Genomic DNA, 21,182 nt, shown 5'->3' with positions numbered 1-21,182 from the left:
GCGTATAACGCCCACCATGATTTCCTCCAGCTTCGATGTCGTCGTCATCGGCGGCGGCCACGCCGGGTGCGAGGCAGCTGCCGCCGCTGCACGATGCGGCGCGCGCACGGCCCTGGTCACGCAGTCGCTGGCCAGCATCGGGGCCATGTCCTGCAACCCCGCCATCGGCGGGGTCGGCAAGGGCCATCTCGTGCGGGAGATTGACGCACTGGACGGTTTGATGGCCCGCGCCGCCGATGCCGCGGCCATCCACGTCAAGATGCTCAACGCGTCAAAAGGCCCGGCCGTCCGCGGGCCGCGAGCCCAGGCCGATCGACGCCTCTACGCACAGGCCATGCGGGCGCTGCTGGACGCCACACCCAACCTCACCCTGATCGAAGGCATGGCGACCGACATCCAGCGGTCACCGGACGGCGCCATCACCGGCCTCGTCACGGGGTCTGGCGACGCCATCGCTTGCCGTGCGCTCGTCGTCACGACCGGCACTTTCCTGCGCGGCGAGATCCATATCGGAGAACGCCGCATCCCCGCCGGTCGCGTCGGCGATGCGCCGGCAACTGCCCTTGCCCTGACCTTTGAACGAGCCGGCCTGCCGCTGGGGCGATTGAAGACCGGCACCCCACCGCGCCTCGATGGCCGCACGATCGACTGGGACGCGACCGAGCGCCAATGGGGCGATGCCACGCCCGAACCGCTCTCCTGGCTCACCAGCCGCATCACCAACCGGCAGATCGCCTGCGGCATCACGAGCACCACGCCCGCGACCCACGCCCTGATCCGCGAGAACCTGCACAGGACGGCCGTCTATTCCGGCCGCATCCAAGGCGCCGGTCCGCGCTATTGCCCATCGATCGAGGACAAGGTCACGCGCTTCGCCGATCGAGAGCGCCACCAGATCTTCCTCGAACCCGAAGGCCTCGACGACGACACCGTCTATCCGAACGGGATATCGACCTCGCTCCCCGAACCGGTGCAGGCCGCGATGATCGCCTCCATCCCAGGGCTGGAGCGCGCGGTGATCCTGCGGCCCGGCTACGCGATCGAATATGACTATGTCGACCCGCGCGCCTTGCACCCGACCCTGGAACTCCGCGCCATACGGGGCCTGTTCCTGGCCGGCCAGATCAATGGAACCACCGGCTACGAGGAGGCAGCTATCCAGGGGCTGCTCGCGGGAGTGAACGCCGCGCAACGCGCCGGGGGCGCGGCGCCAGACCGCCTGCTGAGCCGGGCCGAAGCCTATGCCGGCGTGCTCATCGACGACCTCACCCTCCAGGGTGTCTCCGAACCCTATCGCATGCTGACGGCGCGGGCCGAGCACCGTCTCTCGCTGCGCGCGGACAATGCCGGCCTACGCCTGACGGATATCGGCATCGCCTGGGGCTGCGTCGGTCCCGAACGGGCCCGTCGCCACGCGGAGTTCGCGTCCGCGGTCACCGCGGCCCTGGCGCGCGCACGCGCCGAAAGCGTCACACCTTCGCATCTCGCCTCGCTCGGCATTCCCGTTAACCAGGATGGCAAGCGACGGACGGCGCTCGACACCCTGGCTCTGCCGGATGTGCCGGTGATCGATGCTGCGCGCGCCTTCCCATGGCTTCTCGACCTGCCGCCCGGCATCCGAACCCAGTTGGAGGCCGAAGCACTCTACGCCCCGTACCTTGAACGGCAGGAGGCCGAGCTCCGCCTGCTGGCGCGCGAAGAGAAGACCCGCATCCCGGAGGAGGTCGATTTCGCGGTTGTCCCCGGCCTCTCCAACGAGATGCGCCAGCGGCTCGCGAGGGCGCGCCCCGGGACACTGGGCGGCGCAGGTCGTGTGCCCGGTATCACGCCGGCCGCTATAGCGGCGCTGGCCGTTCATCTTCGCCGGGCAAACGCGGCGTGATGACGCCGCACCCCGCCCCTCGGTCATCGTGAGTCCAGATCTCGCGGCGCGTCTTGACACATACAAGGCGCTGCTCACGACCTGGAATGCCCGCATCAACCTGGTCGCGCCCGGGGACCTGGCGAGCCTTGACCGGCGCCACCTATCGGACAGCCTGCAGCTGTTGCCACTCCTGCCTCCAGCCGGCGTCGCCGCGGACCTCGGTTCAGGCGCCGGCTTGCCCGGGCTCATCCTCGCCGCCGCGGAGCCGCAGCGTGCCTGGCACCTGGTCGAGTCCGATCGTCGCAAGGCGGCCTTCCTGGTGGAGGCGACACGCGCCATGGATCTTCGGAATGTCACCATCCATACGGCACGCATCGAATCCACGAGCCTGCCGCCACTCGCCGTCCTTACAGCCCGCGCGCTCGCACCGCTCACCCAGCTGCTTGTCTATGCGGAGCGCTTCCTCGGCCGAGACGGTGTCGCGCTGTTCCCGAAGGGCCGGAACGCCGAAGCCGAGTTGACCGAGGCGCTGCATGGCTGGAGATTGCGCGTCGAGCGGCACCCCAGCGCCACCGATCCTGCCGCCACCATCCTCCGTCTCAGTGAGATTGCCCGTGCCGGCGCATAAGCCTCCACGCATCACCGCCTTCGCCAATCAGAAGGGCGGCGTCGGGAAGACCACCTCGGCCATCAACCTCGCAGCGGCACTTGCGCAGAGCCGCCGCGTTCTGCTCATCGACCTCGACCCGCAGGGCAACGCCTCCACGGGCCTGGGCATCCCGCGCCACGAACGCGGCGCCGGCAGCTATGCGGCACTCGCCGGCGGTCAATCGCTCGCCGCGCTCACGCGCCCGACCATGCTGGACAAGCTCACCATCCTTCCCGCAGACCCGGACCTCGCCGGTGCGGAGGTGGAACTCGCCGCCACGGAGCGACGTGAGCATCGGCTGGCCGATGCGTTGGCGGTGCCCGACATGGCCGGCTTCGATGACATCTTCATCGATTGCCCGCCCTCCCTTGGCCTTCTCACGCTCAACGCCCTTGTCGCGGCGGATAGCGTGCTCGTTCCACTGCAATGCGAGTTCTTCGCGCTCGAAGGGGTGAGCCAGATCACCCGCACCATCGATCGCGTCGCACGCTCGCTCAATCCGCGCCTGGCGCTCGAGGGTATCCTGCTAACCATGTTTGATCGCCGTAACAATCTATCCGAGCTCGTGGCCGCCGACGTCAGGGCCTTCTTCGGCGCGAAGGTGTTCGCGACGGTGATCCCCCGCAATATCCGGCTCAGCGAGGCCCCGTCCCACGGCCTGCCGATCGCGTTGTATGACCCGCGATCGCCCGGAACCGCGGCGTACGAGGCACTGGCGGTCGAGTTTCTTGCCCGCCGGAAGATGGCGCGATGAGCGGCAAGAAGCCCCCCCGCCTCGGCATGGGCCTCTCGGCTCTGATGGGCGAAGCCGTCGCCAGCACGCCGACCGCCACCCGCAGCCTGCCGATCGAGGCTCTGGAACCTGGTCCGTTCCAGCCGCGCGGCCCGATCGACCCGGCCGACCTCGAGGAGCTCACCGGCTCGATCCGCGAGCACGGCATCCTCCAACCCATCCTCGTCAGGCCGAAGCCCGGCGATGCCACGATCTACCAGATCATCGGTGGCGAACGCCGCTGGCGAGCAGCACAGCTGGCACGCTTGCACGAGGTGCCGGTCCTCATCCGCGACTTCGACGATCGCACGGCCATGGCTGCCGCCCTGGTGGAGAACCTCCAGCGCGAGGATCTCAATGCCATCGAGGAGGCGGAGGGCTATTCCCGGCTCACCGAGCAGTTCGGCCTGACGCAGGAAAGCCTGGGCAAGGCGGTAGGCAAGTCGCGCAGCCACGTCGCGAACACCCTGCGCCTGCTCAATCTCTCGAGCCATGTGCGCGACCTGCTGCGTGACGGCCACCTCACCGCAGGACACGCACGCGCGCTGCTCACCGCCGCCGAGCCGGAAAAGCTCGCCAACCAGATCATCGCGCGCGGCCTGAACGTGCGCCAGGCCGAAGCCCTCGCCGCCGGCCGTGGACCCTCGGTCGCTAACCACACGATGCAGCGCCAGGATGCGGACGCCGCGGCGCTGGAACGCACCCTGACGGAGGCGCTCGGCCTCAAGGTCAGGCTCGCCGCCAGCGGCGCCGGCGGCAGCCTCACGATCAGCTACAGAACGCTGGACCAGCTCGACGGGCTTGTCCGGCTGCTGCAGCCGGACACGTAGCCACGGCAACGACGACGGTCAGTCGCGGTGTCGATCGTAATGGTCGAAGTATTTCTTGGTGACCTGGTCGGTCTTCACCACGATGCAGACATCGGTCGTGTTGAACTGTTGGTCGAGCACCGCGCCATCACCCACGAAGCCACCAAGCCGAAGGTAGCCTTTGACCAGGGGCGGAAGGGCCAGAGCGGCAGCTCGGGCATTGACGTCGGCCGGATCCATCCGGCGCATGTCCACGTAGCGCTCGGCGATCGCCCGCGGGCGGATGTGCTCCGGCGCGAGATGGTTCGTGTACAGGTAGGTGAGTTGCGGCGCGAGCATCGTGAGGTCGGTGCCATGCAGCGACGCGCAGCCGAACATGATCTCGATGTCGTGCTTCCAGACATAGGCAGCGATGCCTCGCCACAGCAGCTGCAGCGCGGCCCGCGTGCGATACGCCTCGTCGACGCAGGAGCGGCCGAGCTCCATGACTTTACCTGGCAGCGCCATCAGCGGCGCCAGGTCATACTCCGATTCCGAATAGAACCGCCCAATCGCCTCGGCTCCGGCCTTCTGGATCAGCCGGTAGGTGCCGACCACCGCCTTTGGACCCTCGCCGCGATCATGGTCGAGGACGAGAAGGTGGTCAGCCACCGTGTCGAAATCATCGACGTCGCGCCGCGCAGCCGCGGTCGCGGGGTCCGCCACCGCACCCATCTCGTCGTAGAACACCTGGTAGCGCAGCGCCTGCGCCGCATCGATCTCGGCCTCGGTCTCCGCGAGGCGCACGCCCAGATTGAGCGCGCGCAATTCCCCAAAGCCGGCCGCATCGCGCAATGGCATCAGCGCGGAGCCTCAGGCGGCGCGGGGTTGGATTCTTCCGCGTCGCGCTGGCCGAAGATCTCGAGGCGAAACTGCACCATGGAAAACCCCAGCCGCGCCGCGATCGCCTGTGCGAGGCGCTCAAAAGCCTCATCGACGAACTCGATGACGCGGCCGGTCTCGACGTCGATCAGGTGGTGGTGCTGGCCATGCTCGGTCGGCTCGTAACGGGCCCGTCCGCCGCCGAAATCGCGCCGGTCGAGGATGCCTTTTTCCTCGAGCAGCCGCACCGTGCGGTACACGGTAGCGACCGAGACCTTGTTGTCGAGCGCCAGCGCACGCCGGTAAAGCTCCTCGACGTCGGGGTGATCCTCGGCATCCGATAGCACGCGCGCAATCAGCCGGCGCTGCCCGGTCATCTTCAGGCCGCGCTCGATGCAGAGCCGTTCGATCCGCGAAGGCTCAGCCCGCGACGTCTTGGCGGGCGGCGCTTTGGCGCTCTGATCCTGGCGGCGGGATGTCGGACGCGTGTCCATAGAAAAAGCGCGGTGTCCTCGGAGCGTTCACGCGGGATGCGGCCCACGGACCATAGCCGTGTGGCGCGTCCCGGCAAACCTCCGTGGTCGGCGGCGCCGTCAGATCGCCTTCGTGGCGGGCTGGCGACCGGCACGCGGCGGGCGGCCACGCGGCTTGGTGCCAAGCCCGATCTTTTTGGCGAGGTTCGAGCGATGCTTCGCGTAATTCGGCGCTACCATGGGATAGTCGGAGCCCAGGCCCCAGCGATCACGGTACTGTTCGGGCGAAAGATTATAGGCGGTCTTGAGATGGCGCTTCAGCATCTTCAATTTCTTGCCGTCTTCCAGGCAGATCAGATACTCAGGCGTGATCGATTTCTTGACCGGTACCGCAGGCTGCGGCTTCTCCGCTGCGGGCGCCGGCGGCGCGCCCACATTGGCGAGGGTCCGGTAGACGTCCTGAATAAGGCCGGGAAGATCGGGCAGTGAAACTGCATTGTTGGACACGTGCGCCGCCACGATTTCGGCGGTCAGTCCTAGGATATCAGGGTTGGCGCCATTGTCGGCCATGATTGCTTGTCCACTTTTCGGATCGATTGCGGTGTATACGCATTTATATCATAATCCCGCAATAGCCCGGTTCTGAATTAAGGAAAGTTTCCGTGAATTCACAAGCGATCGCCGGGGCCGTACCAGACCAGAGCATCGACGTCACCGCCGAGATCTGCCCCATGACCTTCGTCCATGTGCGCCTGGCACTTGATCGCTTGCCTGCGGCGGCGAAACTCGCCGTGCTGCTGCGCGGCGATGAAGCAAGGCGCAATGTACCGCGCACGGCGATTGAACAGGGTCACCAACTATTGTCGAGAGAAGATCATTCCGACGGCACTACCCTGCTGGTTATTCAGAAGAAGGGGTGATGCGCAGAACCAGCGCGTCGGCACCGCCGGCGTAGTAGCCGCGCCGGCGGCCGACCTCCACGGCGCCGGCCGTGCGGTAGAGTTCGCGTGCGGCATGGTTGCCCTCCGCCACTTCGAGAAACAGCGCGGCAGCGCCGCGCATGCCCACGGCGCCCCGGGCGGCCGCGAGCAGGGCACGGCCCACACCGGCGCGTCGCGTTCCGGGGCGGACGGCGAGCGTCAGGATCTCTGCCTCGCCGGCCGCCACCCGCGCCAGCACGAACCCCAGCGGCTCCTCGCCGAACGGCGGCGCACCCGAGAGTGCCAGGACCCCGAGGCCGCCCTCTGCCTCCAGCATGAGGGCGAGGGCCGCCGCTCCCCAGCGTTCCGGCGGATCGAAGGCCTCGGCGTGGATAGCGGCGAGAACCGCCGACTCTGCGGCGAGGGCGGCGCGCAGGATCACGCGCCGCGCACGGCTGGCGGCTCGGCATAGAGCGGCACGGCGGCGCGCGGCGGCAAGGCGCCCGAAAGGCGCGCAGCGGCAACGGCGGCCAGGGCGCTCGCCTCGGGCAGCCGCGAATCGGTCAGCATGACATCGAGCTCCCGCGCCGCCAGGCGCGCCGCGACCGGTGCGGCGGCATCGCCCGTGATCGCGGCAGCGCCATCCGGTCGCGGCAACGCATCGAGCGCGAAAACCTCCGGCGGCCCCGAGGGCGTCGCGCTGTCGACCGCGAAGCGCTCCAGCACGATGCTGCCCCGCTTGTTGTCGATCGCCGACCACACCGCACGACCGCGGCGCTGCCATTGCGGCAGCGCGGCCACCATCGCCTCCCCGGTAGTGACGCCGATGAGGGAGACGCCCGCGCCCGCGGCGATGCCTTCGGCAAGCGAGAGGGCGGCGCGCAAGCCGGTGAAGCCACCCGGGCCCACGCCCACAGCCACCGCGTCGAGCGCCGCAGCCGCCAACCCTGACCTTTCCAGCAGGTCCGCCACCATCGGCGGCAGCAATGCGGCTTGGCCCCGCGCCGCGTCGCGCGTCGCTTCGGCCAGGATGGCGCCATCGCACCACAGCGCGGCCGAGCAGCGCGACAAGGCGCCGTCGAGGGCAAGGATCAGCATGCTTCGCTCCTACCCTGGCGCGGCGGCGGCGGCAAAGGGATGAACGCGAAACTTTCAGATGCGGTCACCGGGGGACCGCGCCATGCTCAGCGGGTTCAGCGACCGTGCGAAGGAAAGAGACGTCTCGATGCTCAGATTTGCAGCGATGTTGGCGATGCTGATGGCTCCCCTGGCCGCCCAGGGGCAGCCCGCGCCCGAATTTCCCGGCCTGCGCGGTCTCGGCACGCTCCAGGCCTATATCGGCTTCATCGGCCGCACCGCGGCGATCGCCGAATGCGGCTTCACCGAGCCCTACACCACCGAGCTCATGGCCAGCGTCGCGCGCGAGCTGGCGCAGGCCGGTGTGACCATGGCGCCGGGCGCGGAGCGCGTGCCGATGAACGACGGCATGCTGGTGCGCAGCCCCGGCTTCACGCCGGGCCGTCCGACGCTCGCCATCACCGCTGGGACGCTGAGCATCAGCCCCGGCACGGCGCCGATCTGCGCCGCCGCGATCGGCTTCGTGCTGCGCGCAAGCGGCACCGGCGTCTCCATCACCGCGACCGGCAACCGCTTTGACGGCGAAGTGGCCGTGTGGATCGACGACGCGGCGCAGCTCAGCGACGCCGCCACCATCCCCGACGCCGTCCGCCGCTCGATCCTGACCACCGTGCAGGGCCTTGGCCGCGCCATCGGGGCCGCCAACGCCGCGCCGATGGCGTGCCCGGGGCCGCTCAACGCGATGCCGAACGCGCCGGCGCGCTTCACCTGCGCCTGCTCGGCTTCGGCGGCCACTACCGCGGCACCGATCTGGGGCATCGACGTCTATACCGACGACAGCGCGGTGTGCGTGGCGGCGGTGCATGCCGGCGCCATCGGGCCGGGCGGGGGCAGCGTCACCGTCTCCCGCGCGCAGGGCCAGCAGAGCTACCCCGGCGGCGCCCGCAACGGCATCGTCTCGAACAGCTACGGCCCCTGGCAGCAGAGTTTTCGCGTCACCGCCGCGGCTGCCGCCGTGCAGTCGCCCGGCGTGAACAATCCGCGCGTCCCGGTGGTGAAGTAGGCGGCTCGGCTAGACGGCGAGCTCGACCAGCACCGGCACATGGTCCGAGGCGCGTTCCCAGCCGCGAGCCGCCTTAAGGATGGTGTGGGAGTGTAGCCCGGCGGCGAGGTCCGGGCTGACCCAGACGTGGTCGAGCCGCCGACCGCGATCGGTCGCCTCCCAATCCCGCGCCCGGTAGGACCACCACGTGTAGAGCTTCTGGTCGGCCGGCACGAAGTGGCGCAGCGCGTCATGCCATGACCCGGCGCGCTGCCAGGCGGCGATCGCCTCGACTTCGACGGGCGTGTGGGAGACCACGTCGAGCAGCTGCTTGTGCGACCAGACGTCGTGTTCGAGGGGGGCGATGTTGAGGTCGCCCACCAGCACGCTGCGCCGGGCCGGGCCGCGCGCGGCGTTCCAGGCGGTGCATTCGGCGACGAAATCCAGCTTGTGGGCAAACTTCACGTTCACGTTCCGGTCGGCGATGTCGCCGCCGGCGGGCACGTAGAAGTCATGCAGGTCTACCGGTCCCGAGGGTGTGGCAAGGGTGACGCCCAAGTGCCGGCAATCGCCCTTCTCGCACCAGTTCGGGTCATCGGCGCGCACCGTGAACGGGATGCGCGAAAGGATCGCCACCCCGTTGTAGCCCTTCATCCCGCGATGCGCGATGTGTTCGAACCCGAAGGCTCTCAGGCCCTCGACGGGGAACAGATCGTCGGGGCATTTCGTCTCCTGCAGGCAGAGAACGTCGGGCGCGAGGTCGCGCACGACATCGCCGACCAGCGGCAGCCGCAGCCGGACCGAGTTGATGTTCCAGGTCGCGACGCGCAGCGTGGTCAAACGATCTTGACCACCACGGTGCCCACGCCCTCGACCACGCCCTCGAGCAGGTCGCCGCGCTCGACGGCGGCCACGTTCTCCGGCGTGCCGGTCATGATGAGGTCGCCGGGTGCGAGGGTCACCAGATGCGAGAGGTTGGAGATCACCTCCGGCACCGACCAGATCAGCTTGGACAGGTCCGAGGTCTGCCGAACCTTGCCGTTGACCTTCAGCTCGATCAGGCCCTTGGACACATCGACGCCCGCGGCCGGCACCAGCGCGCCCATCGGGGCGGAATGGTCAAAACCCTTGCCCATGTCCCATGGGCGTCCGGTCTTCTTGGCCTCGTTCTGCAGATCGCGCCGCGTCATGTCGAGGCCGGCGCAATAGCCCCAGACGTGCTTCAGCGCGTCCTCGACCGCGATGTTGGCGCCGCCGACGCCGATGGCGACGACCAGCTCCATCTCATGGTGCAGCTGCTTGGACGCCGGCGGGTAGGGCATGTCGGCATCGTTGATGACCAGCGCGTCGGCCGGTTTCGTGAAATAGAAGGGCGGCTCGCGGGTCGGGTCGGAGCCCATCTCGATGGCGTGCTCGGCGTAGTTGCGCCCGACGCAGAAGATGCGGCGGACGGGGAACATGGAATCGCTGCCGACGATCGGCAGGGCGGCGACGGCAGGTGGCGAGACGACATAGGAGGGCAAGGGGGGATCTCCGGGGCTTGTGCGCGCGGGACGATAGCGGCGCGCCCCGCCGGCGCAATCCCCAAGGCGGTCGCGGGGCGCGCAAAAAAGCGCCCGGTGAGGGGGGTCACCGGGCGCCATACGCAATGATCCGATCGGATTTGGTCGGGCGAGCCGGAAGGGGAGTCCGGGTCTCGACCGCCGGCTTGCAGCAACCGGCAGACGCATATTAGCAAGCCGGCGCCACAAATTCACGCGCCGAATCCGCCACAGCACCATGTGCCCGCAACCCTGCCATTCCACAGGCGCAGGTATCGGGCTACTCGGCGGCGAGCGGAACCGGAGCGGCAGGGTCGACGCGGCGCGCGGCCCAGGCGCGGCAGGCATCGCCGAACACCTCGAAGATGCGGCGGCTCATGCGGTCGCGCTCCCAATCATATTCCGGATGCCACTGCACGCCGAGCAGGTAGCCGCAGCCATCGGGGCAGGTCACCGCCTCGACAGTGCCGTCCGGCGCCCAGGCCTCGGCATTCAGTCGCGGGGCCAGGCGCTGGACACCCTGGTTGTGCAGCGAATTCACCGGCAGCGTGGCGGCCCCGCCCAGCATCGCCGCCAGGCGCCCGTTGCCGGCGAGCCGCACGGCGTGGGCCTTGCCGACGCGCACGGCCGGCAACGGCTGCTCGGACGGCGTCGAGTGGTCCATGCGACCCTCGAGATCCTGGATGCGCTGGTCGAGGCTGCCGCCCAACGCGACATTCAGCTCCTGCATGCCGCGACAGATCGCGAGAAGCGGCAGGCCGGCCTGCACGGCGGCGCGGATCAGCGGCAGCGTGGTCGAATCGCGCTGCTGGTCCTCAGGGGTGCCCGGCGCATGGTCCGGCCCCTCGTAATGTCCCGGCCATACATTGCTGCGGCTGCCGGTCAGGATCAGCCCGTCGAGTCGCGGCAGCAAGTCCTCGACCACCTCGGGACCGGCAGCCGGCAACAGCACCGGCAACCCGCCCACCGGGCCGAGCACGACATGGACGTAGCTGTTGGATGCCGCGTGGTTTGGCGTGCCGAAAGTGCCGAATGCCTTGACGCAGCAGGAAATGCCGATGAGGGGCCGCATGATGGTGGGATCGTGGAACTTCGCCATGGCGCAATCAAGGCATGAGGCGGGTTTAAATGGGCTTTCCGTGCCGCGTTGCCTGCAGGGCAGGCATTCAGCGCCGCTTCCAGGTCAGGACGAGGACATCCCGCGCCGAGGGCAGCCGCGGATCAACCGGCTCGATCGGGCTCACGCCATGGCGGACCCGCCGGTCATCGAGGATGGCGCTGTCCAGCGCGTCGCGGAGCGTGAAGTGCGCGAGCGGTCGGCCGTCGAGCGATTCGACCAGCGTCTCGCCGCCGGCGAGGTTGATCCTGCGCAGCATGGCGATGATGACCAGGTCCACGCCGTCCTGGTGCACGCCCTCCGGCGTCGGGTAGCCGGGCGCGCCGGGCGCCGCCTCAATGCGGAACTGATGCGCCTCAACGAACCAGCGCTGCGCGCCGGCCAGGCTGTCGGCCAGGTCGCGGCCGAGATCGAGCAGCGCCTGCAGCGCGGCGTTGGTGCCGATCGCGTCCTCGATAGGCGCGAACCAGCGATCGACGCCGCCATTGAGCGTGTTGTGGACCACGGCCTGGAAATGCGGCCGGTGCTCGCCGCGGCTGTGGCCGGGAATGCCGGGCTCTGCGGCGAAATTGGCGATGCGACGCTGGCGGTAGCGGCCGCCGTCGCGCATGTGGGTGTCGGTCTCGAGCCGTTCCCAGCTCGCCACGAATTCGGGCAAGGCGGCGACGGCGTCGCCGAGCAGTGCCGCCATCCGGCTGCCCTCGACGTGCAGGAAGCCGTGGTCGGCGATGGCGGCGGTGAGGCTCTGGCTCATGGCGCGTCGCCGATCGCGGGCAGGTCGGCATCCATCCCCGCCAGCACCTCGGCCACGTGGCGCACCTTGATGGGCGAGCCCTCGCGCTTGAGGCGCCCGGCCATGTTGAGCAGGCAGCCGAGGTCGCCGGCGAGCAGCGTCTGCGCGCCGGTTGCGGCGATGTCGCGCGTCTTGTCGGAGACCATGCGCGTCGAGATGTCAGGGTACTTCACGCAGAAGGTGCCGCCGAAGCCGCAGCAGATCTCGGGTTCGGCCATTTCCTTCAGCGTCACGCCGGGCATGGAGGCAAGCAGGGCGCGCGGCTGCGCCTTCACGCCCAGCTCGCGCAGGCCCGAGCAGCTGTCGTGGTAGGTGACGATGCCGGCATGGTCGCCCTCGACCGCAGCGACGCCCATGACGTCGGTGAGGAAGGCGACCAGCTCGTGCGTACGGGCGGCCAGCGCCTCGGCGCGGCCGCGGTACTCCGGGTCGTCCTCGAACAGCGAAGGGTAGTGGTGGCTGATCATCGCACCGCAGGAGCCAGACGGCACCACGACGTGGTCGTAGCCGGTGAAGGCGTCCACCACGGAGCGGGCGATCTCGCGCGCCGTGCCCCGGTCACCAGCGTTGTAGGCGGGCTGGCCGCAGCAGGTCTGCACCTCGGGCACGCTCACCACGCAGCCGGCGCGCTCGAGCAGGCGGATTGCCGCGAAGCCGACGCTGGGGCGGTACAGATCGACCAGGCAGGTGACGAAGAGGGCGACGCGCGGCTGGGCCATGCGTGGAGATTAGGGCCCGGGCGGCACCGTTACCAGTGCGTGTCGGCCCGAGCGACCGCGCGCCAGTGCTACCCGCGGCGCATGGCCTGCGCCGCGGCAGATCAGCCGATCAATGGCCGCGCATCGCCAGCGTCGCTGCACCGAGCCCGGTACCGAGAGACAGCAGCCCCAGGACCGGCGCAGCAAGCATTGCCGGCGCCGCCTGAAGGCCGAACAGCACGGACCCGACCGTCGCGAAACCTGCGACGGCGGTGCTGGCGGCTATGGCGGCCAGGGTGGAAACGGAGGTCATGTGTGCACTCCCGAACTTGGGGCGAATACGGCAGAGACGCCATCGCATCGCCATGGTTGCGCCATATTTGGGGACGCCGCACGTAAAAAGGGCCCCACATTGCTGTGAGGCCCTCGATTCCTCCGCCGGTGTGGTGCGGATCAGGCGGCCTGCTGGATCGCCGAGAGCTGCCAGGCCGCGCCACGCGGGCGCACGAAGGTCCAGATCTCGGTCGCCGTCGTGCGGCGGTTCGGGTCGCCCTCGACGACCGCATTGTCGGCGACGCGGCGGGTGACATCGACCATGGAGAACTTCATCGCGACGGACGCGTAGTCGCGGCCACCCTCGTTCCAGGCCTCGGACAGGTCGCCCTGGTCGAAGGTCAGGTCGCGTGTCTCGTTGCGCCAGCCGCGCGCGTCGAGCGCGGCGTAGTCATCGTTGAAGTAGCCGACCATCTCCGGCGTGGCGAGGCGGTTGAGCGAGGCCATGTCGCGCGCGCTCCAGGCCGCGTTCACGCCCTTGAGCAGCTGCTCGAAGGCCTGAAAATCGGCAGGCGTCGGGTTGAACGGCATGGTCGCAACCGTGGCCGGGCCGGCCGAGCCGCTCATCGGCATCTGGGCCTGGCGGGCATAGCCGGTGGCACCGTCACCGACGCCGGCCGCGGCATAGGCCGGCTGCTGGCGGCGGCCGCGGAACAGCCGCATCACCAGCCAGATCACGCCGACGACCAGCGCGACCTGGAAGAGCAGGCCCAGGATGGAGGCGAAGCCACCCAGGCCACCCATGAGACCGGCGCCGAACAGCACGCCGATCAGGCCCGCACCGAGCAGGCCGCCCATCAGCCCTCCCATGAAGCCGCGCGAGGCGGAAGGACGCGCCGCTGCGGCGGCACCGGCGGCAGCCGGCGCGGTGGAGCCGACCGAGGGGTTGCTCGGCTGCTGCGTGCGCTGCATCGGCTGTGCCGCGCTGGGCGCGGTCTGTGTCGGGGCGGGTGCCGATTGCGTGCGGCTGCCGCGGCTGCCGGAGGAGGAGCCGCCTCCGACACGGGCGTCAGCCAGGGTCGGGGCCAGCGCCATCAGGCCTGCGGCCAGGGCGGCAGCGAGAAGTGCGGGGCGGTTGCGGGGCATGGAAGCGGTTTCTCCGGTTCGGGAAAACATTACGGAGAATATAGGTTATCACGCGCCCGATTGCGAGTGTCCTGTCTTGGCACCCGGCGGGACCATATCGGCATAGACGGCGGCGGCCCACGGGCGCGCGGCGGCGGCGATGTTCTTCACGTCGTCCGCCTCCAGCTCGGCCACGAATTCGACAAGCGTTTCTTCCTCCTCCTCGAAGGCGCCGGCGGCGTCGATGACGACGGCCATCGCGGCCAGCGCCTCGTCGTCGAGGTCGCCGGGGCGCAGCAGCCCGGCATCGAGCAGGTCGGGGATCTGGATCGCGGTGGCAATGGCGAGTTGCGCCGTCGCCTTGGCATCGCCGGCGCGGCCTTCGGCGAGGGCGGCGAGCGCGGCCACCGCCTCGGCGAGGATGGCCTTCACGAGCCCGCCAGGGTCAGGCCGTCGACGCGGATGGTGGGCGCGTCGGTGCCGCGGCGGAAGGTGAGGTCGTTGGCCGGCGCCATGTGCAGGAAGATGTCCTGCAGGCGGCCGGCGATGGTGATCTCGCTGACCGGCTCCGCCAGCTCGCCATGGCGGATCATGAAGCCGGCGGCGCCGCGGCTGTAGTCGCCAGTCACGCCGTTGACCCCCATGCCGATCAGGTCGGTGACATAGAGCCCCTCGACGATGTCGCCCATGAGTTCCGCCGGCGTCACATGGCCAGGCTCGAGCCAGAAATTGGTGGTCGATGGCCCCGGCGGCCCGCCGGTGCCGCGGCTCGCATGGCCGGTGCTGGCGAGGCCCAGTTGGCGGGCGCTGCGCGCGTCCAACACCCAGGTGGTGAGCACGCCATCCTCGACCACCGCTCGGGCCGCACCCGGCTGGCCCTCGCCATCGAAGGGGCGGGAGCGGAGGCCGCGCGGTCGGTGCGGGTCGTCGCGCACGGTCAGGCCGCGCGCGACGACCGCCTTGCCCATGCTGTCCTTGAGGAAGGAGGTGCCACGGGCGACCGAGGCACCGTTGATCGCGCCAGCGAGGTGCCCGAGCAGGGAGCCGGACACGCGCGGGGCGAAGATCACCGGGATGCGCGCGGTCGCCGGCCGGCGCGGGTTGAGGCGGGCCACGGCCTGCTCGGCAGCGCGCCGGCCCAGCGTGGCCGCGTCCTCGAGGTCCGCGAGGTGGACGGTGAAGGAATGTTCCCAGTCGCGCTCCATCGCGGTGCCCTGCCCGGCCACGACCGAGATGCCGGTGCTGTGCGAGGATCGGGTGTAGCCGCCGGCAAAACCGTTCGAGGCGACGAGTGCGATCTCGGTGCGCGACCAGCTCGCCTCGCCGCCCTCGCTGTTGGTAATGCCCGGGACGGAGAGTGCGGCTTCCTCGATCAGCGCGGCGCGGGCGAGCAGCGCCTCGGCGGCGGGCTCCTCGGCATCGGCGAGGTCGAGATCGGGGAAGGTGAAGCTGGCGGTGTCCGCGAGGCCCGCGAAGTTATCCTCCGGCACCACCCGCGCCATGGCGACGGCGCGCTCGGCGAGCTTCTCGAAGCCGCGCGGATCGGCGTCGGTCGAGGAGATCACCGCCTGGCGCTGGCCGATGAAGACGCGCAGGCCGATGTCGAACCCCTCGGCGCGCTCCAGCTGCTCGATCTTGCCCAGGCGGCGGGAGACGGAGAGCGAGGCGTTCTTCACCAGCAACGCATCGGCACTGTCCGCGCCCGCCCGGCGCGCGGCTGCGATGAGGCTGTCCAGCGTTTCGAGATGGCTCATCGGCCGCACTCCCCGTCGTCACGCGTATTCATACTCACCAGAAACGCTCCTGTCGGCGTGGCCTCACCGCGGCACGCGCGGAAGGCTAGCACGAAGATGTGCCGCCGCGGCACGATGTCCAGGGTTGACCATACCAACCGGTCGGTCTAATGTTAGCCCATGGATCAGACGCCGAGCCCCGCCACCAGCCTCCCCAGCGCCAAGGCCCGGCTGCTGCAGGCCGCGCTCGGTCTCATCCGGCAGCAGGGATTTTCCGCGACCTCGGTCGATGCGCTCTGCGCCGCGGCGGGCGTGACCAAGGGCGCCTTCTTCCATCACTTCGCGTCCAAGGAGGCGCTGGGCGTCGCCGCCGCCGAGCATTGGTCCGCGCTGACCGGCGCGCTGTTCGCCACCGCGCCCTACCACGACCACGCCGACCCGCTCCCCCGCGTGCTCGCCTACATCGATTTCCGCGGCGAACTCCTGGCCGGCAAGCTTGAGGACTACACCTGCCTGGTCGGCACCATGGTGCAGGAGAACTACGCCTCCAGCCCGGCCATCCGCGACGCCTGCGCGCGCTCCATCTTCGGCCATGCCGAGACGCTGGAAGCCGATATCGCACTCGCGATGGCGCAGCATGGCGTCGCCGGCGTCTCCGCGGCCTCGCTCGCGCGCCACACCCAGGCGGTGCTGCAGGGCGCCTTCATCCTTGCCAAGGCGCGCGACGATGTCGCCGTCGCGGCCGAGAGCGTCGCGCATCTGCGGCGCTACATCACGCTGCTGTTCGGAGCGGCGCAACGCTGACAGGAGGACATCCATGGCAAGCCCCTTCATCTGGTACGAATTGCTCACCGACGACGTCGACGCTGCCGGCCGCTTCTATGGCGAGGTCGTCGGCTGGACGGTGCAGCCCAGCGGCCAGCCCGGCATGGATTACCGGTTCTGGAAGGCTGGCGAGAACGCCGTCGGCGGGCTGATGGCGACGCCCCCCGGCAAGGATGGCCCAGGCATGAAGCCCGGCTGGCTCGGCTATGTCCGGGTCGCCGATGTCGACGCCACGATCGCCAGGATGACCAGCATGGGTGGCGCCGAGGTGATGCCCGCTGTAACGCTGCCCGGTGTCGGCCGCATGGCGCTCGTCGCGGATCCGCAGGGCGCCGTCCTCTACGTGATGGCGCCCGAGGGCGAAATGCCCCCCGGTGCCGTCCCGCCCTTCGCCCGCGGCCAGGTCGGCCATGGCGGCTGGAACGAGCTGCACTCCACCGACTGGAAATCGGCGTTCGAATTCTACCGCACCAACTTCGGCTGGACCGAGGACCAGGCGCTCGACATGGGACCGATGGGCACCTACCAGCTGGTCCGCGACGAGGGCGAGAACGAGGCGATGGGCGCCATGTTCAACAACCCCAGCCTGCCGCGCCCGGCCTGGCTCTACTACTTCCACGTGGACAGCATCGCCGCCGCGAAGACCCGCCTGGAGACCGCCGGCGGGAGCGTGCTCATGGGGCCGCACGAGGTGCCCGGCGGGCAATGGATCATCCAGGCACGCGACCCCCAGGGCGCAATGTTCGCCCTGGTCGGGCCGCAGGGCTGAGGCGGTGGCACAGGTCCCGACCATCGCCCCCTGCCTGTGGTTCAACGGCGAGGCGGAAGCCGCGGCGGGCTTCTACGTTTCGGTGTTTCCCGACGCCGCCATCACCGCCATCTCGCGCTACGGCGCCGGCGCGCCGTTCCCCGAGGGCACCGCGCTGATGGTGGAGTTCAGCCTCGCCGGGCAGCGCTTCCAGGCGCTCAATGGCGGGCCGCAGTATCCGCACAGCGAGGCCATCTCGCTGTCCATCGCCTGCAGAGATGCAAGCGAAGTGGACCACTACTGGTCCGCGCTGACTGCCATGGGCGGCAAGCCCGTGCAGTGCGGCTGGCTGAAGGACCGCTTCGGCGTCTCCTGGCAGGTGGTCCCCGACGGGCTCGGTGCGCTCATCGCCGACCCCGACCCGGCCCGCGCCGCGCGCGCGATGCGGACCATGATGACGCAGACCAAGCTCAACCTCGCCGCAATCCGCGCGGCGGCAGACGGAGACGACGCATGACCCAGCCGCAATTCGAACTCGCCATCGAGCGCCAGATCAACGCCTCGCCGGAAAGCGTCTTCAAGGTGTGGACGCAACGCACCGAGGAATGGTTCGCCCCGAAACCCTGGAAAACCCGCATCATCGAGCAGGACTTCCGGCCGGGCGGCCGCTCCTGCCTGGTGATGAGCGGGCCCGACGGCACCGAGACATCGCCGATGGACGGCGTGTTCCTCGAAGTGATCCCGAACCGCAGCATCGTCTTCACCGATGCCTTCACCGTGGGCTGGATCCCGCAATCGCCGGCCTTCATGGTCGGCTTTGCCACCCTCACGCCGAAAGATGGCGGCACCTTCTACCGTGCCGGTGCGCGCCATTGGGACGAGGAAAGCATGAAGAAGCACGAAGCAATGGGCTTCCGGGAAGGATGGGGGACGGTGGTGGCACAGCTGGCTGCGCTGGCCGAAGCCGAGGGGTGAGGGACGCCCCGGGGGGCGCTGCCCCCCTTCGGCGAGAACCCGTTCCCAAACCCAAGAACCAACTCATGGACGCCCAGGATCGACACGATCCTGACGGGTGGGGTCCGGGGAGGACAGCGCCCTCCCCGAGAGTCCCTTCACGCCGCCAATGTTTCCGCGATCGCTGCCAGTCCGGGCACCTTGTCGGCCGGTCCCATGGTGGCGAGCGTCGGGCGGCCGCGGAAGGCCAGGGCTGCGGCTTCCTGGACTTGCGCGATTGTGACGGCCGCGATCTTCGCCGTGGTTTCGCCGGTGGGGATGATGCGGCCGTGGATCTGGAGCTGGCGCGCCATCTGTTCGGCGCGGCTGCCGGTGGATTCGAGCGACATGAGGAGCGAGGCGCGGAGCTGCGCCTTGGCTCGCTGGAGCTCGTCGTCGGTGACGTCCTTCTGGACGCGCAGCAGTTCCTCCAGCGTCACCGGCATGAGTTCGGCGGCTTCCTTCTCGCCGGTGCCGGCGTAGATCTGGATCATGCCGGAATCGCGGAAGGGCGTGGCGAAGGAATAGACCGAGTAGACCAGCCCGCGCTTCTCGCGGATTTCCTGGAACAGGCGAGACGACATCCCGCCGCCAAGCAGGGTAGAGAGCAGTTGCGTGGGATAGTAGAGGTCGTGGCCGTAGGCGACGGAGGGAAATCCCAGGACGATATGCACCTGGTCGAGGTCGCGCTCCTCGCGGAACTCGCCGCCTTCGTAGCGCGCCGCTTCGGGCAGCGGCGGGGCGACCGCGGGCAGGTCTGCGAAATGCATTCGCACGAGATCGACCAGCGGCTCGTGCTCCAGCGCGCCGGCGGCTGAGACCACCATGCGGTGCGGGCCGTAGTGCCGCGTCATGTAGGCGGTGAGCGTCTCGCGTGACATCGCGCCCACGCTCTCCTCGGTGCCGAGCACAGGGCGGCCCATCGGCTGGGACGGGTAGGCGGTGTCCTGGAAATGATCGAAGACGATGTCGTCGGGCGTGTCGTTCGCCTGGCCGATCTCCTGCAGGATCACGCCGCGCTCGCGCTCGATCTCCTCGGGGGCGAAGGTGGAGTGGGTGAGAATGTCGCCGATGATGTCGGCGGCGAGGCCGAGGTCTTCCTTCAGCACCTTGCAGTAGTAGGCGGTGCTTTCGCGCGCTGTGTAGGCGTTGAGGTGGCCGCCGACATTCTCGATCTCGCGCGCGATGGCCGAGGCGTCGCGCTTCGTCGTGCCCTTGAAGGCCATGTGTTCGAGGAAGTGGGATACGCCGTTCTCCGGCGCGTCCTCGTTGCGCGTGCCGGCGCCGACATAGGCGCCAAAGGAGATGGTCTCCACGCGCGGCATGGTCTCGCTGACCACGGTCAGGCCATTGGGCAGGGTGGTCAGGCGGATCGTGTCGGACATGCGGGGACTCTCAGTTGCGGCGCGCATGGGCGCGCACAGCGGCTTCGATGGAGGCCAAATCGTTCGGGAGAACGGTGTAGCGCTCCTCCCGCTCATATAGGTCGGCGAGGCGCGCGGGCAGAGGGGGGCGGATGCCTGTCGCGCGCTCCACCGCATCGGGGAATTTCGCGGGGTGCGCCGTGGCCGCGATGATGGTGGGCATGCCCGGAGGTGCCAGCGATCGCGCGGCCGCCGTCCCGATCGCGGTGTGCGGGTCGGCCAGGTAGCCGCATTCCACCCAGAGCCGCCGGATCTCGCCCAGCGTGCCGGGGTCATCCAGCGTGAAGCCGGTGAAGAACGCGGTGGCCTCGCGCCAGGCGGCGTCGGGGACGGGCATGCGGCCCTCCGCGCGGAAGCGCTGCATCGTCTCGGCGGTCGCATGCGCGTCGCGGCCGAGCAGCTCGAACAGGAGGCGCTCGAAATTGGAGCTGACCTGGATGTCCATCGAAGGCGAGAGCGAGGGCTCGACCTCCCGCGCGCTCATGTCGTTGGCGGCCAGGAAGCGCGCGAGGATGTCGTTGCGGTTGGCCGCGACGATGAAGCGCGCGATCGGCAGGCCCATGCGCCGCGCCGCCCAGGCCGCCAGGACGTTGCCGAAATTGCCGGTGGGGACGGCGACCGCCACCTCGCGGTCCGGTGCGCCGAGAGCCAGCGCCGCATAGGCGTAGTAGGGGATCTGCGCCGCGATCCGCGCCCAGTTGATCGAGTTGACGGCGGAGAGGTGCATCTCCTCGCGGAAGGGCGCGTCGGCGAACATCGCCTTCACCAGGTCCTGGCAATCATCGAAGCTGCCCTGGACTGCGATGTTACGCACGTTCTCGGCGCGCACCGTTGTCATCTGGCGGCGCTGCACGTCGGAGGTGCGGCCCTCGGGGTGTAGGATGACCATGTCGATGGCCGCACGGTCGCGACAGGCCTCGATGGCTGCCGAACCGGTGTCGCCGGAGGTCGCGCCCACGATCGTCACCCGCTGCCCGCGCTTGGCCAGGACATGGTCGAACAGCAGCCCGAGCAGCTGCATGGCCATGTCCTTGAAGGCGAGCGTCGGGCCGTGGAACAGCTCCAGCGCGAAGGCGCTGGTGTCGAGCTGCACCAGCGGCGCGATGGCGGGGTGCCCGAAGCCGGAATAGGCGCGCGCGGTCATCTCCCGCAGCGCGTCCAGGGGGATGCCTTCGCCGATGAAGGGATGGATCACGCGCGCGGCGAGCTCCGGATAGGGCAGGCCCCGCAGCGCACGCCACTCGGCCATGGTGAACTCCGGCCAGGCATCGGGGACGAACAGACCGCCATCCTCGGCCAAGCCGGCGAGGAGGACGGATTCGAAATCACGGGGCGCGGCCTGGCCGCGGGTGCTGATGTAGCGCATGTGGCGAGCTTCTAGCGCAGAAGCCTGCACGGCGTAAAAACCGCGATCGGGGAAGCCCTTGTTGCGTCCCCGATCCGTA

26 protein-coding genes are annotated in these 21,182 nt (G+C 69.4%); 10 read left to right on the top strand and 16 right to left on the bottom strand.

The annotated features are described in order from the left end of the window. Positions 1 to 16: 16 nt before the first annotated feature. The 4 genes from mnmG to GXW79_RS09125 are packed head-to-tail and all read left to right on the top strand — an operon-like array spanning position 17 to position 4,115. A complete protein-coding gene (mnmG, locus tag GXW79_RS09140) occupies positions 17 to 1,882 on the top strand; it encodes a tRNA uridine-5-carboxymethylaminomethyl(34) synthesis enzyme MnmG (protein ID WP_211874067.1) in 1,866 nt (621 codons plus the stop codon). 28 nt (positions 1,883 to 1,910) lie between these two features. Beyond that, positions 1,911 to 2,492: a 16S rRNA (guanine(527)-N(7))-methyltransferase RsmG gene (gene rsmG, locus GXW79_RS09135; RefSeq protein WP_367614858.1), complete on the top strand. Its 582-nt coding sequence runs from the start codon at positions 1,911 to 1,913 to the stop codon at positions 2,490 to 2,492. After that, positions 2,473 to 3,267, top strand: a complete 795-nt coding sequence (locus tag GXW79_RS09130; protein ID WP_246503861.1) for a ParA family protein — start codon at positions 2,473 to 2,475, stop codon at positions 3,265 to 3,267. The genes rsmG and GXW79_RS09130 overlap by 20 nt, the downstream gene beginning before the upstream one ends. Next, a complete protein-coding gene (locus GXW79_RS09125; protein WP_211874065.1) occupies positions 3,264 to 4,115 on the top strand; it encodes a ParB/RepB/Spo0J family partition protein in 852 nt (283 codons plus the stop codon). Before GXW79_RS09130 ends, GXW79_RS09125 begins: the two co-directional genes overlap by 4 nt. Before the next feature lie 18 nt (positions 4,116 to 4,133). Here the strand turns inward: GXW79_RS09125 and GXW79_RS09120 are convergent, their stop codons facing one another. From GXW79_RS09120 to GXW79_RS09110, 3 genes are all read right to left on the bottom strand, one after another. Further along, positions 4,134 to 4,934, bottom strand: coding sequence for a GNAT family N-acetyltransferase (locus GXW79_RS09120; RefSeq protein ID WP_211874064.1), 801 nt, complete (start codon positions 4,932 to 4,934; stop codon positions 4,134 to 4,136). Continuing rightward, positions 4,934 to 5,449: a Fur family transcriptional regulator gene (locus tag GXW79_RS09115; RefSeq protein ID WP_211874063.1), complete on the bottom strand. Its 516-nt coding sequence runs from the start codon at positions 5,447 to 5,449 to the stop codon at positions 4,934 to 4,936. The genes GXW79_RS09120 and GXW79_RS09115 overlap by 1 nt, the downstream gene beginning before the upstream one ends. A gap of 99 nt (positions 5,450 to 5,548) precedes the next feature. Beyond that, positions 5,549 to 5,998, bottom strand: coding sequence for a MucR family transcriptional regulator (locus GXW79_RS09110; protein ID WP_211874062.1), 450 nt, complete (start codon positions 5,996 to 5,998; stop codon positions 5,549 to 5,551). 92 nt (positions 5,999 to 6,090) lie between these two features. Between GXW79_RS09110 and GXW79_RS09105 the strand changes: the two genes are divergently transcribed. Then, on the top strand, positions 6,091 to 6,348 hold the full coding sequence (locus tag GXW79_RS09105) for a sulfurtransferase TusA family protein (RefSeq protein WP_367614857.1): 258 nt from the start codon (positions 6,091 to 6,093) through the stop codon (positions 6,346 to 6,348). On the opposite strand, the gene GXW79_RS09100 is transcribed toward GXW79_RS09105, so the two are convergent. Next, positions 6,329 to 6,790: a GNAT family N-acetyltransferase gene (locus GXW79_RS09100; protein ID WP_367614855.1), complete on the bottom strand. Its 462-nt coding sequence runs from the start codon at positions 6,788 to 6,790 to the stop codon at positions 6,329 to 6,331. The genes GXW79_RS09105 and GXW79_RS09100 overlap by 20 nt on opposite strands. Beyond that, entirely contained in the window at positions 6,787 to 7,446 is a 660-nt protein-coding gene (tsaB, locus tag GXW79_RS09095; protein ID WP_211874061.1) for a tRNA (adenosine(37)-N6)-threonylcarbamoyltransferase complex dimerization subunit type 1 TsaB, read from the bottom strand. Before tsaB ends, GXW79_RS09100 begins: the two co-directional genes overlap by 4 nt. 127 nt (positions 7,447 to 7,573) lie before the next feature. On the opposite strand from tsaB, the gene GXW79_RS09090 reads away from it, so the two are divergent. Continuing rightward, on the top strand, positions 7,574 to 8,488 hold the full coding sequence (locus GXW79_RS09090; protein ID WP_211874060.1) for an LCCL domain-containing protein: 915 nt from the start codon (positions 7,574 to 7,576) through the stop codon (positions 8,486 to 8,488). A 9-nt stretch (positions 8,489 to 8,497) separates the two neighbouring features. On the opposite strand, the gene GXW79_RS09085 is transcribed toward GXW79_RS09090, so the two are convergent. The 9 genes from GXW79_RS09085 to GXW79_RS09045 all read right to left on the bottom strand — a co-directional run bounded on the left by GXW79_RS09085 (position 8,498) and on the right by GXW79_RS09045 (position 15,768). Continuing rightward, complete coding sequence (locus GXW79_RS09085; protein ID WP_211874116.1) at positions 8,498 to 9,298, bottom strand: exodeoxyribonuclease III; 801 nt, start codon at positions 9,296 to 9,298, stop codon at positions 8,498 to 8,500. Positions 9,299 to 9,303: 5 nt separating this feature from the next. Continuing rightward, positions 9,304 to 9,990 carry a fumarylacetoacetate hydrolase family protein gene (locus GXW79_RS09080; RefSeq protein ID WP_246503840.1) on the bottom strand — a complete coding sequence of 229 codons (687 nt, stop codon included), beginning with the start codon at positions 9,988 to 9,990 and terminating at the stop codon, positions 9,304 to 9,306. 298 nt (positions 9,991 to 10,288) lie between these two features. After that, complete coding sequence (locus GXW79_RS09075) at positions 10,289 to 11,107, bottom strand: gamma-glutamyl-gamma-aminobutyrate hydrolase family protein (protein ID WP_246503839.1); 819 nt, start codon at positions 11,105 to 11,107, stop codon at positions 10,289 to 10,291. 67 nt (positions 11,108 to 11,174) lie between these two features. Then, on the bottom strand, positions 11,175 to 11,879 hold the full coding sequence (locus GXW79_RS09070) for a 2OG-Fe dioxygenase family protein (RefSeq protein ID WP_211874059.1): 705 nt from the start codon (positions 11,877 to 11,879) through the stop codon (positions 11,175 to 11,177). Beyond that, positions 11,876 to 12,637 (bottom strand): (Fe-S)-binding protein, encoded by a 762-nt coding sequence (locus GXW79_RS09065; protein ID WP_211874058.1) that lies wholly within the window; start codon positions 12,635 to 12,637, stop codon positions 11,876 to 11,878. The genes GXW79_RS09070 and GXW79_RS09065 overlap by 4 nt, the downstream gene beginning before the upstream one ends. Positions 12,638 to 12,746: 109 nt before the next feature. Beyond that, complete coding sequence (locus tag GXW79_RS09060) at positions 12,747 to 12,929, bottom strand: hypothetical protein (protein WP_211874057.1); 183 nt, start codon at positions 12,927 to 12,929, stop codon at positions 12,747 to 12,749. A gap of 140 nt (positions 12,930 to 13,069) precedes the next feature. Continuing rightward, a complete protein-coding gene (locus tag GXW79_RS09055) occupies positions 13,070 to 14,035 on the bottom strand; it encodes a TIM44-like domain-containing protein (RefSeq protein ID WP_211874056.1) in 966 nt (321 codons plus the stop codon). Positions 14,036 to 14,083: 48 nt separating this feature from the next. Next, a complete protein-coding gene (locus GXW79_RS09050) occupies positions 14,084 to 14,446 on the bottom strand; it encodes a hypothetical protein (protein WP_211874055.1) in 363 nt (120 codons plus the stop codon). After that, the gene (locus tag GXW79_RS09045) at positions 14,443 to 15,768 is read right to left on the bottom strand and encodes a TldD/PmbA family protein (protein ID WP_211874054.1); all 1,326 of its coding nucleotides are present in this window, start codon (positions 15,766 to 15,768) and stop codon (positions 14,443 to 14,445) included. The genes GXW79_RS09050 and GXW79_RS09045 overlap by 4 nt, the downstream gene beginning before the upstream one ends. Before the next feature lie 159 nt (positions 15,769 to 15,927). Between GXW79_RS09045 and GXW79_RS09040 the strand changes: the two genes are divergently transcribed. Genes GXW79_RS09040 through GXW79_RS09025 form a run of 4 tightly spaced genes read left to right on the top strand, consistent with a single transcriptional unit; the run spans position 15,928 to position 18,295 of the window. Beyond that, the gene (locus GXW79_RS09040; RefSeq protein WP_211874053.1) at positions 15,928 to 16,551 is read left to right on the top strand and encodes a TetR/AcrR family transcriptional regulator; all 624 of its coding nucleotides are present in this window, start codon (positions 15,928 to 15,930) and stop codon (positions 16,549 to 16,551) included. Between the two features lie 13 nt (positions 16,552 to 16,564). Beyond that, positions 16,565 to 17,341 carry a VOC family protein gene (locus GXW79_RS09035; protein WP_211874052.1) on the top strand — a complete coding sequence of 259 codons (777 nt, stop codon included), beginning with the start codon at positions 16,565 to 16,567 and terminating at the stop codon, positions 17,339 to 17,341. 4 nt (positions 17,342 to 17,345) lie between these two features. Next, positions 17,346 to 17,837, top strand: coding sequence for a VOC family protein (locus GXW79_RS09030; protein ID WP_211874051.1), 492 nt, complete (start codon positions 17,346 to 17,348; stop codon positions 17,835 to 17,837). After that, positions 17,834 to 18,295: an SRPBCC domain-containing protein gene (locus tag GXW79_RS09025; protein ID WP_211874050.1), complete on the top strand. Its 462-nt coding sequence runs from the start codon at positions 17,834 to 17,836 to the stop codon at positions 18,293 to 18,295. Before GXW79_RS09030 ends, GXW79_RS09025 begins: the two co-directional genes overlap by 4 nt. A 137-nt stretch (positions 18,296 to 18,432) precedes the next feature. Here GXW79_RS09025 and GXW79_RS09020 read toward each other — a convergent pair whose 3' ends face one another. Both GXW79_RS09020 and thrC read right to left on the bottom strand, forming a co-directional pair. Continuing rightward, positions 18,433 to 19,698, bottom strand: a complete 1,266-nt coding sequence (locus GXW79_RS09020; RefSeq protein WP_211874049.1) for a M16 family metallopeptidase — start codon at positions 19,696 to 19,698, stop codon at positions 18,433 to 18,435. Between the two features lie 10 nt (positions 19,699 to 19,708). Continuing rightward, entirely contained in the window at positions 19,709 to 21,103 is a 1,395-nt protein-coding gene (gene thrC / locus GXW79_RS09015; protein WP_211874048.1) for a threonine synthase, read from the bottom strand. Between the last annotated feature and the right edge of the window lie 79 nt (positions 21,104 to 21,182).

It is taken from the genome of Plastoroseomonas arctica, assembly GCF_018128965.1.
Lineage (GTDB): Bacteria > Pseudomonadota > Alphaproteobacteria > Acetobacterales > Acetobacteraceae > Plastoroseomonas > Plastoroseomonas arctica.
The sequence above is the reverse complement of the archived record's forward strand: the minus strand, read 5'-3'. Positions and strand labels throughout refer to the sequence as shown.

Bases quoted from the DNA above. Each gene is read 5' to 3' on its own strand.
- thrC (WP_211874048.1), bottom strand. From the start codon at position 21,103: ATGCGCTACATCAGCACCCGCGGCCAGGCCGCGCCCCGTGATTTCGAA.
- mnmG (WP_211874067.1), top strand. From the start codon at position 17: ATGATTTCCTCCAGCTTCGATGTCGTCGTCATCGGCGGCGGCCACGCC.
- GXW79_RS09035 (WP_211874052.1), top strand. From the start codon at position 16,565: ATGGCAAGCCCCTTCATCTGGTACGAATTGCTCACCGACGACGTCGAC.
- GXW79_RS09025 (WP_211874050.1), top strand. From the start codon at position 17,834: ATGACCCAGCCGCAATTCGAACTCGCCATCGAGCGCCAGATCAACGCC.
- GXW79_RS09020 (WP_211874049.1), bottom strand. From the start codon at position 19,698: ATGTCCGACACGATCCGCCTGACCACCCTGCCCAATGGCCTGACCGTG.
- GXW79_RS09065 (WP_211874058.1), bottom strand. From the start codon at position 12,637: ATGGCCCAGCCGCGCGTCGCCCTCTTCGTCACCTGCCTGGTCGATCTG.
- tsaB (WP_211874061.1), bottom strand. From the start codon at position 7,446: ATGCTGATCCTTGCCCTCGACGGCGCCTTGTCGCGCTGCTCGGCCGCG.
- GXW79_RS09115 (WP_211874063.1), bottom strand. From the start codon at position 5,449: ATGGACACGCGTCCGACATCCCGCCGCCAGGATCAGAGCGCCAAAGCG.
- GXW79_RS09060 (WP_211874057.1), bottom strand. From the start codon at position 12,929: ATGACCTCCGTTTCCACCCTGGCCGCCATAGCCGCCAGCACCGCCGTC.
- GXW79_RS09125 (WP_211874065.1), top strand. From the start codon at position 3,264: ATGAGCGGCAAGAAGCCCCCCCGCCTCGGCATGGGCCTCTCGGCTCTG.
- GXW79_RS09090 (WP_211874060.1), top strand. From the start codon at position 7,574: ATGCTCAGATTTGCAGCGATGTTGGCGATGCTGATGGCTCCCCTGGCC.
- GXW79_RS09110 (WP_211874062.1), bottom strand. From the start codon at position 5,998: ATGGCCGACAATGGCGCCAACCCTGATATCCTAGGACTGACCGCCGAA.
- GXW79_RS09120 (WP_211874064.1), bottom strand. From the start codon at position 4,934: ATGCCATTGCGCGATGCGGCCGGCTTTGGGGAATTGCGCGCGCTCAAT.
- GXW79_RS09070 (WP_211874059.1), bottom strand. From the start codon at position 11,879: ATGAGCCAGAGCCTCACCGCCGCCATCGCCGACCACGGCTTCCTGCAC.
- GXW79_RS09075 (WP_246503839.1), bottom strand. From the start codon at position 11,107: ATGGCGAAGTTCCACGATCCCACCATCATGCGGCCCCTCATCGGCATT.
- GXW79_RS09045 (WP_211874054.1), bottom strand. From the start codon at position 15,768: ATGAGCCATCTCGAAACGCTGGACAGCCTCATCGCAGCCGCGCGCCGG.
- GXW79_RS09040 (WP_211874053.1), top strand. From the start codon at position 15,928: ATGGATCAGACGCCGAGCCCCGCCACCAGCCTCCCCAGCGCCAAGGCC.
- GXW79_RS09055 (WP_211874056.1), bottom strand. From the start codon at position 14,035: ATGCCCCGCAACCGCCCCGCACTTCTCGCTGCCGCCCTGGCCGCAGGC.